The organism is Subtercola sp. PAMC28395, from assembly GCF_018889995.1.
In the GTDB taxonomy this organism is placed as follows: domain Bacteria; phylum Actinomycetota; class Actinomycetes; order Actinomycetales; family Microbacteriaceae; genus Subtercola.
Window position 1 is genome coordinate 980,424 of the sequence record NZ_CP076547.1, and the last position, 12,407, is coordinate 992,830.

A 12,407-nucleotide genomic window follows, 5' to 3' on the forward strand; every position below is an offset into this window, starting at 1 on the left:
GACTGGCCAGGCAGGGATGTCGGTTGATGGCTATGGCTTGGTGGGTGTCGGAGTCGGCGTGGCAGGCGCGGCGCCGGTGATCACGAGAGACAGCGCCGGCGATGAGGCCGACTGGAGCCCACTGGTCGCACCGCTGGCAGAGCAGGTCACCTTGTAGGAGATGCTGATCGTTTCGGCTGTGGCCGGCGCGATGAGTGTCGCTGCGGGATTGGTTCCGGGCGCGATTGCCACCGTGGCTCCTCCTGCGTCGAGATCGTAGCTCGAGAGGGTGAATCCAGACGGGCAGCTGTACGCCGCCCAGGAGACGACGAAGGTCGAATTCGCTGCAACGGATTTCGGCGTCGAGGTCGGCGTCGATGTGGGTGCCGGCGGCGCGACGGCGTCTCCGTAGACGGTGAGGTCGATCGTCGTGCCTTTGGCCACGTTACCGACCGGACTCGCCTGGTAGACGACGTCGACCATGTCGGCACTGGGAGCCGCGTTCTTGACAACCCTGTTCGCCCCGAGGCCCTGTGCCTGGAGCAGGGCAGCGGCCGCGTCGAACGTCTTGCCCTTGAGGTCGGCCTCGTTGACGACGACTGCGGTCGCGGTCGGGGTCGCACTGGGTGTTGAAGATTTCGTCGGAGTGGGACTGGCGCTTGTCGCCGTGACGCTGGGCGTCGTGGGGGCGGTTGATCCCTTGTTGGCGGTGACCAGCGCGACAATCGTTCCGACCAGCACGAGGGCGAGAATGATGATCAGCACGATGAGCGGCCACGTCCATGGCGAACGCTTCTTCTTCTCCTCGGGCGAGTCGATGCCGCTTGCCGTTGCCAGGCTCGCAGTGGCTGCACCACCCGCACCCAACACGGTTGTCGCCACGGTCGGATCGCCGTTGGCCGCAGGCATCAGCATGGTTGCCGTGTTGGGCGGGAGAGCAGAGCCGCCGAGAATGGCCGGGACCGCGGCGGCGGCAAGAGCTACATCCCCTTGGCGAAGGGCGGTTGCGGCACGAGCAAGTGCGGCGGTCGAGGCAGGCCTGTCAGCTGGCTTCTTTGCAATGCACGACATGACGAGGTTGCGCACGGGCTCGGAGATGGTCACCGGAAGCTCCGGCGGAGCGTCGTTGATCTGCGCCATCGCGATGGCGACCTGCGACTCACCGCTGAACGGGCGCTTGCCCGCGAGGCACTCGTAGGCGACGATACCGAGAGAGTAGATGTCTGTGGTCGACGAGGCGGACTGGCCGCTTGCCTGCTCAGGGGACAGGTACTGCACCGTGCCCATCACCTGGCCGGTCGCCGTGAGAGGAACCTGGTCGGCAATTCTGGCGATGCCGAAGTCCGTGATCTTGACCCGGCCATCGGGTGTGATCAAGAGGTTTCCCGGCTTGATGTCACGGTGCACCAGCCCGGCGTTGTGGGCGGCCTGCAGTGCTGAGGCAGTCTGGGCAATGATGTCGAGAACACGATCGGTCGACAGCACATGCTCGCGCTCGAGGATGACCGACAGCGCTTCGCCCGGAACGAGCTCCATCACGAGGTAGGCACTGCCCTCCTCTTCGCCGTAGTCGAAGACGTTGGCGATGCCTTCGTGGTTCACGAGGGCTGCGTGCCGCGCTTCGGCCCGGAACCGCTCGAGAAAGCCCGGGTCGCCGAGGTATTCGTCTTTGAGGATCTTGATGGCGACATTGCGGCCGATCACCAGATCGGTCGCTTGCCATACTTCGCCCATACCGCCGATGGCGATACGAGTGGATAGCTCGTACCTTCCCCCGAAGGTGAGCCCTGCTGTGGGTCTCATTTGTTCAGCACCGCCTCAAGTACTTTCTTGGCAATCGGCGCAGCAATCTGGTTGCCTGAGCCGGATTCGCCTAGTCCGCCGCCATTTTGTACCACCACTGCGACGGCAACCTGGGGGTTGTCTGCAGGAGCGAAACCTGTGAACCACAGAGTGTACGGATCACCCGCCCCGTTTTCTGCTGTTCCTGTCTTACCGGCCACACTGACTCCATCTATTCTTGCATTAGTCGCCGCGCCCGAATTGACGGCTTCGATCATCCATGAAGAAAGTGTCGAAGCCGTTACCGAAGTGATGGGCGAGTTGAGCTTCTTGGCTTCGAATTGCTGGAGCACGGTCAGGTCGGGTGCTGAAATCGTGTCGACGAGGTTCGGCTGCATGATGACGCCGCCGTTCGCCACGGCCATCGATTGTTCGACGATCTGCATGGGGGATGAGCGTACGCTCGCCTGCCCGAAAGACGACAGGGCGAGGCCTGCATCATCTTGGAGGGGAGGGAACTGGCTCGCCTCGACAGGAATCGGAGAGTCGAAACCGGAGTTGTAGCCGTACGCCGTGGCCATGTCGGTGAGCTTGCTCGAGCCGATCTGCACACCGAGCTCGGCCATCGGAATGTTGCAGGAGAGCACGAACGCGGTCTTGATCGAGACGCTTTCACCCGGGCCACAGGTGCCGCCCCCCGAGTTGTGCACGACGGACGAGCTGCCGGGCAGCTGGTAGCCAGAGAGGTTCGGCAGCTGGTAGTCGGCGCTCAGGCCGGCGTTCTGCAGCGCTGCCGACGAGGTGACGATCTTGAACGTCGAACCAGGAGGGTTGAGATCTCCGGCCAGGGTTCGATTGATGAGCGGTTGCCCCGCGTCGTCGTTCAGCGTGTTGTAAGCGTTGATCACGGCAGACGATTCGTGCACCGCAAGGGAGTTCGGGTCGTAGTCCGGCTTGGAGATCATCGCCAGGATTCGCCCGGTCTTCGGTTCGACGGCGATCACCGCACCCTGTTGGCTGCCCAGGGCGTCGAAGGCAGCCTGCTGTACTTTGGGGTCGATGGTGAGTTCGACCGATGCTCCCTGGGGGTTCTGGCCGGTGACGACGCTGTTGAGCTGGCTGAGGAACTGGGATCCGGAGGTTCCGCTCAGTTCGGAATCCAGAGCGCTCTCGATTCCTGTGGAACCCTGGTCGAGAGTGAAGTAGCCGGTCACGGCACTGTACAACGGGCCGTTCGTGTAGGTGCGCTGGTACTTGTACTCGTCGGCAGAGGCAACCGACTGTGCAATCGGTTGGCCCTGCACGAGGATCGCCCCACGCTGTTTCGAATAGCTCGCGTAGATGGTGCGGGCATTGCGCGAATCGTTGGCCAGGGCATCCGCAGAGAAGAACTGGATGGTCGTCACCGACACGAAGAGTGCCGCGAACATCGCCAGGATCACGATGGTCACACGCTTGAGTTCACGATTCATCTGACTAGACCACCAGCCTTGGCTGACTGCGCACTGTGTCTGACAGTCTCAGGAGCAGGGCGACGATGATCCAGTTGGCCACCAGTGACGAACCACCGGCCGCCAGGAACGGTGTTGTGAGCCCGGTGAGAGGAATCACACGCGTTACCCCGCCGATCACGATGAAGACCTGGAGTGCCACCACGAAGGTGAGACCGACGCCGAGCAGACGACCGAAGTCGTCGTGGCCGGCGAAACTGATGCGCAGTCCTCGGGCGATGAAGAGCAGGTAGAGGCAGAGGATGGCGAAGAGACCGGCCATTCCGAGTTCTTCGCCGAGGCTCGCCACGATGTAGTCGCTCTGCGCGAGTGGGGTGATGCTGGGCCGGCCCTGGCCGAGACCGGTGCCGATGAGACCGCCATTGGCCAGGCCGAAGAGGCCCTGCACGAGCTGGTAGCTGCCACCGTCGGTGTTGTATTGCGCGGGGTCGAACGGGTTCAGCCAGTTCGCGAACCTGTCATTGACGTAGGTGAGCACCTGGCTGGCGACGAGAGCACCCCCCAGGAACAGCCCGACCCCGAGCACCACCCAACTCAGCCGGGCCGTAGCCACATACAGCATGACGACGAACAGGCCGAAGTAGAGCAGTGCGGTACCGAGGTCGTGCTGAAAGATGATCACGGCCATCGAGGCGGCCCAGATGACGAGAATCGGGCCGAGATCCCTTGCGCGCGGAAACCGCATGCCGAGGAACTTGCGCCCCACCATCGACAAACTGTCGCGGCGCGAGACGAGGTAACCGGCGAAGAAGATGGCCAGGGCGATCTTTGCGACCTCACCGGGCTGGAACGAGAACGGCCCTACCCCGATCCAGACCCTTGCACCGTAGATCTCCTTGCCGATTCCCGGCAGGATGGGAAGCAGGAGCAGAACGCCTGAGATGACCATGAAGACATAGGTGTACCGCTGAAGTACGCGATGGTTGCGAATCACGATGATCACCGCCAGTGCTACGACGATCGCAACCGCACTCCAGACGACCTGGCGCGTCGCGGTGCTGTCCCAGCCCGTGGCGTTCTGTTCGAGGTCGATACGGTAGATCTCCGCGATGCCGATGCCGTTCAGCAGCGTAGCGATGGGCAGGATGAACGGGTCGGCGTTGGGTGCGACGAAACGCAGAGCCACGTGCATGCCGATGACAAGGGTCGAGAGGCCGGCACCGAGAAGAGCCACCTGGCCGAAGTCGACTGCGCCCAGAGCGCCGAGTTGCACCATGACAACGGCGGCGGCATTGATGATGCAGGCGAAGAGAAGAAGGAAGATCTCGAGGTTGCGAAGCTTCTCAGGCACCCGGATGCGCCGCAGGGGCTTCTCCCGTGCCCCGACGCTTGCGTACTCGGGCTTCGCTGTCAGCAGGGCGGTTTCTGTGTCATCCACCGGGTGTCACCCCCGTTGGTGACGGCGTAGGAGTGGGGGTCGGTGCGGCCGTCGTCGGAGTGGTGAGGTCGCCGGTCGGTGGTACACCGCTGAGGGCTGCGTCCTGCAGCCGTTGCACAACGGCGCGCGCTGCCCCGATCGAGTCCGCGCTGATGGTGTTCTTCACCTGCGACTGTGTGTAGCTCGGCAGGGTGTCGACGGGGATGGAGGTCGTCTCAGAGACATGGGAGAGTGAAATCGGCCCGATCGTCTGTTGAACGCCCTGGAATACTGCGACCTTGCCGTCGGAAACGCCGACGAAGTACCTGCTCTGGGTCCACTGGTAGCTGAGGAGAAGTCCGATGGCAATGGCGATCGCGACGACGATGCTGCCGATCAGCCAGGTTCGCTTGCGCCGACGGCTGCGCCGTCGACCCTCGTCGATGAGTTCGTCGAGGTAGTCGTCCGACTGCGCTTCGAAGTGGCTGGGCTGCACGGGGCGCGGGTGCAGGCGGATGCCGGGAATCCTGGTGCTGCGCCGGCCGGGAGCGCCGTCGAAGGCGATCGGCTTCGACGCGGCCCCGACCGTCTGCGCGATGTAGGTGCTGCCGGTGAACGATTCGCTGATGTCGACGATCACGATGGTCACGTTGTCGGGCGCCCCGTGGTCGAGGCTCTCGCTCACCAGGAGGTCGGCGACCTCCTCTGGCGTGGCTGTTCCAGACAGAGCCTCGGCGATCTGCTCGTTCTCGACGACACCCGTCAGCCCGTCTGAACAGAGCAGCCACCGGTCACCCGGTCGGGTGTCCATGACCTGCAGGTCGACGTCAGGCGTCGAATCCACGTCCCCGAGCACACGCATGAGAACCGACCGTCGAGGATGGACTTTGGCTTCTTCTGCCGTGATTCTGCCGTTGTCGACCAGTCGCTGAACGAAGGTGTGGTCGGTGGTGATCTGAGTGAGTTTGCCATCGCGATAGCGGTAGATTCGTGAGTCGCCGATGTGCGCCAGAGCCACACTGTGCCCGACTCGCACGAGGGCGCTCAGTGTCGTGCCCATGCCAGTGAGCTCCGGATGCTCGTACACCGCTTCGGCCAGGATGGCGTTCGCGCTGACAATCGCCTCCTGCAGGGCGAATTCCGCATCGACGGCCGAGCTGTACTCGCCGTCGATCTCCAGCAGCTTGTTCAGGGCCAGGGCGCTCGCGACATCGCCACCGGCATGCCCGCCCATGCCGTCCGCGACCGCGAACAGGGACTTGCCGGCGTACCCGGAGTCCTGGTTGTTCGAGCGCACCTTACCGACATGGGAGACGGCTGCGCTTGCGGTCACTAACGCCATTGTGTGGATTCCCTGCCGCTAGCGCCGGAGTTCAAAACTGGTTGACCCAATTTTGATCGGCGTGTTCAGCGGGACAGGAGTGGGTTGGGTGACGCGCTTACCGTCAAGAAAAGTCCCATTGGTCGAGTCGAGGTCCTGGATGACCCACTCATTGTTCCAATTGAGAAGCCGGGCGTGATGGGTCGAAGTGTAGTCGTCGCGGATCACGACGCTGGAATCCGTTGAGCGACCGATGGTCAGCGGTTCGACACCGAGTTCGATCTCGGTGCCGCCCTTGGTGCCCGAGGTGATCACCAGCTTGTGTGCGTTGCTCGTCGTTGCACGAGGGTGCACCCCGGCACTGGAACCTTCCAAGGGTGTGAAGACCGGGATCTTCGACTGCGGTGGCGGGGTCGGTGGGTGAGATGGAGCGAGCGGAGTCGCTGACGCTGCGGCACCGACGACGACGCCAGCTACGGGTGGTGCCCCTCGCGGGGGCTGTTGCGCACCTACCGCGCCGACCCCGGCGCCTGCAGTGGTGTTGGCGCCCGGAAACGGGTCGGCGGGCGCTGCCGCTGCAGAGGGGTCGCGCATCTTGCGCACGCGCTGGCCGAAGAGGTCGGAGCGCATCGCGTAGACGATCACGAAGACGAAGACCCAGAGAAGCGCGAGGAATCCGAATCGCAGGATGAGCAGGGTGAGTTCACTCATAGGTCCCACCGGAATCCGCCGGGATCAGGATGCTCCTGGTCGACTGGCGAGTCGTTCGGGATCACGGGGGCGCCGGCGGCAGATTGCTCCTGCTGCGCTGGCCGGGCAGCGTTCGCCGGCCGATCTACGGGAATCGGACGAGCCGACTCGCTCGGCGCCTGCGCAGCGGCAGTGGTGTCGTGGGTCTGGGCCAGCACTCGGAAGACGACCCTGGTGCGCCCGATCTGAATCACCGAGTCGGGTTCGAGTATCGCCCTGCTGAAGGCCTGGCCATTCAGTTGCGACCCGTTCGTGGAGCCGAGGTCTCTCGCCTCTGCCTTGTGGCCGTCCCAGAGGACCTCGATGTGCTTTCGCGAGATGCCTGTGTCGTCGACGGTGATGTCGGCCTCACGACCGCGACCGATGATGGTGCGGCTTGCCGTGAGTGGGTAACGCTTGCCCCCGACATCTATCACGGGGGTCCAGGTGACGTCTCGCTGGATGGTCGAACTCACGATCTCGAGAACACCGGTGCTCAGCTTGGCGACCTCGGTGAGCTTCACGCTGATGCCACCTGCGAACTGGAAACTCTGGGTCGTGGCGTGTTTCTGCACGATCTCAGTCAGGTCGTCGATGAGTGTGGGGCCGATGGCACTCATGCGCTGGAAATCGCTTGAACTCAGGTTCACCACAAAACTGTTCGGCACCAGGATGCGGTCGCGGGAGACCACCGCCGCCTTGGTATCAAGCTCGCGCTTCAATGCGGAGCCGATCTCAACCGGTTGCAGCCCCGAACGAAAGGTCTTGGCGAATGCGCCGTTGACAGCACGTTCGAGACCCTTCTCGAAGTTGTCCAGTATTCCCACTCGTCTCCCATGATCGGTGCGACAGACGCAGGGGTCTGCACAAGGTTCCGGCCTGAATGCTATGACAGATGTTACTTGCCGTTGGTGTTAAAGCACTGCGGCGGCGAATTTGTGTGAACTTCGGAGCTTCATCGAGCCCTGTGGAGGACGCGTCGTGCTCGAGCGTCATTTCGGATTCCGCCCAAGGGGTGCTAACCTCGCTGAGTTGGCGCGAGTGGCGGAATTGGTAGACGCGCACGGTTCAGGTCCGTGTGTTCGTAAGGACGTGGGGGTTCAAGTCCCCCTTCGCGCACCAGCAGTTGAAGGCCCCCGACCGGTATGAAACCGGCCTGGGGCCTTCGTCGTCTGGCCTCGTGGGCAGGGAGGCTGTTCAGGTGCACGGGATTCCGGCCTACGACTTTCCGATCATCCATACCCGATGCTTTAAAGCATCAGGTTCCAACGCTCTGGCCAGCCATGGTTCTGGCAAGTATTCATGAGGTATGTCTGAACCGCAGTCCGAAGCCTCCCGCGTTGTCGGCGAGCGCATTCGTGCAACCCGGCTCAAGCTCGGGCTGAGCCAGGAAGACATCGCCGACCTGGCGGAGATGCACGTCACCAATGTGGGCAAGATCGAGCGGGGTCAGGCGAACCCCACACTCTCGACGCTGGTGAGCCTGGCCGGCGCCCTCAATGTCGATGCCGCCGAATGGATCGCTAACCTGACGACTGCGATGCTCCCGGAGCGCACGCACACGGTGACGGCCGCTGACCTGATTCGGGAACGCCACCGCCTGGCGCGCTGACGACCCCGAGGGTCAGTCGGCCATCCGGAGGCTCTACACGCCCTAGATGAGAAGCGACCGCAGCTGGTCGACAGAGTGCACGATGGCGATCGCGCCTTCGGCCTCGGCCGGTGAGCCGTAACCCCACTCGACCATGATCGGCGGGATTCCGTGTTCGGCCGCGCCCTCCATGTCGTGGATGCGGTCGCCCACGAGCACGAGATTCGAGAGGTCGACATCAAGGGCACGAAGGCGAACCAGTGCTTCGTCGATCACGTCGGCCTTGGCACTTCGCGTCTCGTCTTCGCTCGCACCAGTGATCACGACGAACGCGTGGCTGAGATCGAGGTGCTCGAGAATCCGATGTGCCTGAACCTCAGATTTCGAGGTGGTGATGGCCAGCGGAATGCCGGACTTGTGCAGGAACTTCACGAGGCCGACCATGCCGGGGAACGTCACGGCGTCGTCTTGTGGCCCTTCGCTGGCAGCCAGGTCGCGGTAGACGAGCAGCGCTTCCTTGGCCTCGAACTCATTCATGCCGGCAACCAGTTCGAACCCGATGAGAATGGGGGGCCCGACAAAGTGCACCAGTTCTTCTGGCGGCGGCACCGGGCGCCCGAGCGCAGCGAGCGTTCGCGACAGTCTCCCGATGATTCCGGGCGCCGAGTCGGTGATCGTGCCGTCGAGGTCGAAGAGAATGCACGACCACGGCTTGTGTTTCGGGTCAAGTGGAGTAGTCATCCGGGCAATTCTAGGGCTCCGTTGTCACAGGCTCTTTTCCCGGCGAATTACACTCGCCAGATAGAACACGCATCTGCTCCCCAGAAAAAAGTGACCGCCGGCCTGGTTTTCACGGTGGTACTCGTTGTACTCGCTGCGATCGTGGTGGCCACGGGCATCCTGCCGGCCTCGGACTCAGTGGCGCTGCTCGAGCGAGTGGGCCCGGTGCTCGGGTTCGTCGTCGGCATCACCATCGTCACTGAACTTGCTGCCGATGCCGGGCTGTTCGCCGTACTCTCTGACCGACTGGCCCGCTGGGGCGGCCGCAGGGTATGGATGCTCTGGCTCTTCGTTCTCGTTCTCGCAACGTTCAGCACGATCTTCCTCTCGCTCGATACGACTGCGGTGCTCGTGACGCCCGTCGTCGTGCTGCTCGCCCTGCACGCGGGGATCTCCCCCATTCCCTTCGCCATCGCCACCGTGTGGCTCGCCAACACGGCGTCGCTGCTGCTGCCGATCTCGAACCTGACGAACCTGCTTGCGGCTGAACAGATGTCGGGGGGCAGCCCGCTGGCTTTCGCGAGCATAGTGTGGGCGCCGGCTGCGGTGGGCGTCGTGGTTCCGGTGGTCATTCTCTCGCTGCTGTTCCGCCGGCGTCTGCGGGGCAGCTATGACGTGCCAGAGCGTGCAGCCGTGGCCGATCGCACCCTCCTGGTGATCTCGGCCGTCGTCGTCGTCATTCTGCTCCCGGCGCTGGTGTCGGGGGTGCCGGTGTGGATTCCCGCAAGCATCGGAGCGCTCGTGCTTCTGGTCGCGTTCGTGGTGCGCCGGCCTGCAACGCTTCGCTGGAGACTCATTCCGTGGTCTCCGGTCGCGATCGCTGCTGGGCTCTTCGTGCTCGTCGAAGCCGCCCAGGTGCACGGGCTCTCGGATGCTGTCGCCGCCGTCTCCGGTTCGGGCGAGTCGTTTCCCGCCCTCCTCCAGCTCTCGGGGCTCGGGGCCCTGTCGGCCAATGGCATCAACAACCTGCCTGCCTATCTGGTTCTGGAACCGGCGGCCGGTTCACCCGCGAGGCTGGCCGCACTGTTGATCGGCGTGAACCTGGGGCCGCTCATCACGCCATGGGCATCGCTCGCGACTCTGTTGTGGCACCAGCGCGTCACAGCTCTCGGGGTCTCGGTGCCGTGGTCGCGTTTTGTTGTGCTCGGTCTCGTCGGTGTCGCTGTCCTGCTGCCGCTGGCGACCCTGGCCCTCTGGCTGACAACCGGCGCCCCCTGACCCTGCGGGCTGCTCGCGGCGAACCCAACGGGGTCAATGGGAAGCGGCGGCGTGTACGTCGCTTCCCATGTTTCCCGGGGAGCAGACCTCAGCTCCGCAAGCTCTCCCAGCAGTTCGCCGCAGAGGCGGCGGCGAACCAGACAGTTCAAAACAGTGTGGGGACCCCGCTGTCGAGGCCGCGCATGGCATCGTAGTCGAGCAACAGGGTGCGGATTCCGCGGTCGTGCGCCAGGGTGCGGGCCTGTGGCTTGATCTCCTGGGCTGCGAAGATTCCCGTCACCGGAGCAAGGTGCGGGTCGCGATTCATCAGTTCGAGGTAACGGGTGAGTTGTTCGACACCGTCGATGTCTCCACGCCGCTTGAGTTCCACCGCAACTGCTGCCCCGTTCGCGTCTCGGGCGAGAATGTCGACAGGGCCGATTGCCGTCATGTATTCGCGGCGAACGAGGGTGTGCCCCTCTCCCAGCAGTTCGATCTGTTCGGCGAGCAGCTTCTGGAGATGCGCCTCGACGCCGTCTTTGATCAGCCCGGGGTCGATTCCCAGGTCATGGGAGGTGTCGGTGAACACTTCATGGATCGACACGACGAGGAGGTCGGCCGTCTTCGCGTGAGTGACCTTCCAGAGTTCGGTGATGCCGGCATCCTGCTGCTCGTCGTCTGGGGCGAGGATCTGCAGCGTGCAGGGTGGGCTCATCCAGTTGAGCGGCTTGTACGAGCCCCCGTCGGAGTGCACCAGAATGCTGCCGTCGTTCTTCAGCATGAGCAGGCGTGTGGCCAGGGGCAGGTGGGCGCTCAGCCTCCCCGCGTAGTCAACGGCACATTTCGCAATAACAAGTCGCACCCCGAAAGCCTACGAGGTTCTGCGGGCGAATCTGCCGGTGAGTTCGCGGGCCGCAGGGGCCGCGAGGGCCGCGAGGACGAGCAGCGCAAGTACGACGTACAGCGCGTTCAGGATGCCGAATTGCTGGCCGAGAAAGCCGAGCAGCGGCGGGCCGGCAAGGAAGGCGACGTAGCCGATGATTGCGACCGCGCTGACCCGGGCGGCAGCCGTCTTGGGGTCGTCGGAGGCCGCGGAGATTCCGACCGGGAACCCGAGCGACGACCCGATTCCCCACAGCGCAGCGCCCAGCATGGCCGACCAGAGCGCGGGAGTGAGAATGAAGATGAGCAGGCCGATGGCACCGACGAGGGCAGACCACCGCAGCACCGGCACACGGCCGAGCCGGTCGAGAATGGGGCCGCCTGCGACGCGGCCGACGGTCATCGCCACCACGAAGACACCGAACATCAGCGCACCGGTCGTATTGCTCTGGTTGTGGCCGTCGACGGTGGCCAGGGCGATCCAGTCGTTGGCTGACCCCTCGGCGAACGCCATGCCGAGCATGATCAGGCCGATGAGCAGCAGCCTCGAATCGGCCCAGACGGCCAAGCCTTCCCTGACCCGCACGCGAAAGGGAGTCTTCGCGCTGGTCGAGGGGTCTTCGACATCTACTTCGTGGGGGATGAATCGCACGACTACAACGCCCGTGAGGATGATGAGAACGGCCAAGGCCGTGAGATGCCAGGAGACAGGAATGCCGAGGCCAGAAGCGGCAGCGCCGATGAGAGCGCCGATCACTGTGCCCAGGCTGAAGAAGGCATGCATCAACGGGAGAAGCGTTCGACCGATCGCACGCTCCGCTGCTGCTCCCTCCACGTTCATCGTCACGTCGAGTGAGCCGTTGCCGAATCCGAGAACGGCGAGGAACACGGTTGCAAGGAAGGGCTCAGGAAACACGGCAGCAGAGATTCCCGCTCCAGCGAGACCGATGCCGTTCAGACTGAGCGAGAGGATCACTGCCCCCCGAGGGCCGAGCCTGGCGATGAATTGCGGGGCGACGACGAGACCGAGGATGGCCCCGAACGACAGGCCGAGGATCATCAGGCCCACAGCCGAGGTGTCAAGGCCGAGTTCGTCGCGCACTGCCGGAAGTCGGGAAACCCAGGTGGCGATGGAGAGCCCGCTGAGGGTGAAGATCACGAAGACGGCATTCCGCCAGGCAATGAGGTGCAAGCGGGTCGCCGACTGCGGGGCGGCTGGCTGGGTCATGGTGATTCCTTGGGAACAAGCTCAGGATGCGGAGTCCGACGGGGGGATCT

11 protein-coding genes and 1 tRNA gene are annotated in these 12,407 nt (G+C 63.9%); 3 read left to right on the forward strand and 9 right to left on the reverse strand.

What is annotated here, in order from left to right:
* Positions 1–30: 30 nt before the first annotated feature.
* From KPL76_RS04695 to KPL76_RS04720, 6 genes are read right to left on the reverse strand one after another with little or no spacing between them, the layout of a single operon-like run.
* Positions 31–1,782 carry a serine/threonine-protein kinase gene (locus KPL76_RS04695; RefSeq protein ID WP_216335334.1) on the reverse strand — a complete coding sequence of 584 codons (1,752 nt, stop codon included), beginning with the start codon at positions 1,780–1,782 and terminating at the stop codon, positions 31–33.
* Positions 1,779–3,233 (reverse strand): penicillin-binding transpeptidase domain-containing protein, encoded by a 1,455-nt coding sequence (locus KPL76_RS04700; RefSeq protein ID WP_216335335.1) that lies wholly within the window; start codon positions 3,231–3,233, stop codon positions 1,779–1,781. Before KPL76_RS04700 ends, KPL76_RS04695 begins: the two co-directional genes overlap by 4 nt.
* Positions 3,234–3,237: 4 nt before the next feature.
* On the reverse strand, positions 3,238–4,629 hold the full coding sequence (locus KPL76_RS04705) for an FtsW/RodA/SpoVE family cell cycle protein (RefSeq protein ID WP_253202298.1): 1,392 nt from the start codon (positions 4,627–4,629) through the stop codon (positions 3,238–3,240).
* Positions 4,630–4,642: 13 nt separating this feature from the next.
* Complete coding sequence (locus tag KPL76_RS04710; protein WP_216335336.1) at positions 4,643–5,971, reverse strand: Stp1/IreP family PP2C-type Ser/Thr phosphatase; 1,329 nt, start codon at positions 5,969–5,971, stop codon at positions 4,643–4,645.
* 18 nt (positions 5,972–5,989) lie between these two features.
* On the reverse strand, positions 5,990–6,661 hold the full coding sequence (locus KPL76_RS04715) for an FHA domain-containing protein (protein WP_216335337.1): 672 nt from the start codon (positions 6,659–6,661) through the stop codon (positions 5,990–5,992).
* Positions 6,658–7,506, reverse strand: a complete 849-nt coding sequence (locus KPL76_RS04720; RefSeq protein WP_216335338.1) for a DUF3662 and FHA domain-containing protein — start codon at positions 7,504–7,506, stop codon at positions 6,658–6,660. Before KPL76_RS04720 ends, KPL76_RS04715 begins: the two co-directional genes overlap by 4 nt.
* 208 nt (positions 7,507–7,714) lie before the next feature.
* On the opposite strand from KPL76_RS04720, the gene KPL76_RS04725 reads away from it, so the two are divergent.
* Together KPL76_RS04725 and KPL76_RS04730 are read left to right on the forward strand one after the other, a co-directional pair.
* A tRNA-Leu gene (locus KPL76_RS04725) sits at positions 7,715–7,801 on the forward strand.
* 187 nt (positions 7,802–7,988) lie between these two features.
* The gene (locus KPL76_RS04730) at positions 7,989–8,291 is read left to right on the forward strand and encodes a helix-turn-helix domain-containing protein (RefSeq protein ID WP_216335339.1); all 303 of its coding nucleotides are present in this window, start codon (positions 7,989–7,991) and stop codon (positions 8,289–8,291) included.
* 42 nt (positions 8,292–8,333) lie between these two features.
* Here the strand turns inward: KPL76_RS04730 and KPL76_RS04735 are convergent, their stop codons facing one another.
* On the reverse strand, positions 8,334–9,011 hold the full coding sequence (locus KPL76_RS04735) for an HAD hydrolase-like protein (protein ID WP_216335340.1): 678 nt from the start codon (positions 9,009–9,011) through the stop codon (positions 8,334–8,336).
* A 114-nt stretch (positions 9,012–9,125) separates the two neighbouring features.
* Between KPL76_RS04735 and KPL76_RS04740 the strand changes: the two genes are divergently transcribed.
* Entirely contained in the window at positions 9,126–10,268 is a 1,143-nt protein-coding gene (locus tag KPL76_RS04740) for an SLC13 family permease (protein WP_253202177.1), read from the forward strand.
* 145 nt (positions 10,269–10,413) lie between these two features.
* On the opposite strand, the gene nucS is transcribed toward KPL76_RS04740, so the two are convergent.
* Positions 10,414–11,109, reverse strand: coding sequence for an endonuclease NucS (gene nucS / locus KPL76_RS04745; RefSeq protein ID WP_216335341.1), 696 nt, complete (start codon positions 11,107–11,109; stop codon positions 10,414–10,416).
* A 9-nt stretch (positions 11,110–11,118) separates the two neighbouring features.
* Positions 11,119–12,357 (reverse strand): MFS transporter, encoded by a 1,239-nt coding sequence (locus tag KPL76_RS04750; RefSeq protein ID WP_216335342.1) that lies wholly within the window; start codon positions 12,355–12,357, stop codon positions 11,119–11,121.
* Positions 12,358–12,407: the final 50 nt, after the last annotated feature.

What these genes read in the sequence shown, in the direction of transcription:
- KPL76_RS04695 (WP_216335334.1), bottom strand. Translation starts at nt 1,782, where the DNA reads ATGAGACCCACAGCAGGGCTCACCTTCGGGGGAAGGTACGAGCTATCC.
- KPL76_RS04700 (WP_216335335.1), bottom strand. Translation starts at nt 3,233, where the DNA reads ATGAATCGTGAACTCAAGCGTGTGACCATCGTGATCCTGGCGATGTTC.
- KPL76_RS04710 (WP_216335336.1), bottom strand. Translation starts at nt 5,971, where the DNA reads ATGGCGTTAGTGACCGCAAGCGCAGCCGTCTCCCATGTCGGTAAGGTG.
- KPL76_RS04715 (WP_216335337.1), bottom strand. Translation starts at nt 6,661, where the DNA reads ATGAGTGAACTCACCCTGCTCATCCTGCGATTCGGATTCCTCGCGCTT.
- KPL76_RS04730 (WP_216335339.1), top strand. Translation starts at nt 7,989, where the DNA reads ATGTCTGAACCGCAGTCCGAAGCCTCCCGCGTTGTCGGCGAGCGCATT.
- KPL76_RS04735 (WP_216335340.1), bottom strand. Translation starts at nt 9,011, where the DNA reads ATGACTACTCCACTTGACCCGAAACACAAGCCGTGGTCGTGCATTCTC.
- KPL76_RS04750 (WP_216335342.1), bottom strand. Translation starts at nt 12,357, where the DNA reads ATGACCCAGCCAGCCGCCCCGCAGTCGGCGACCCGCTTGCACCTCATT.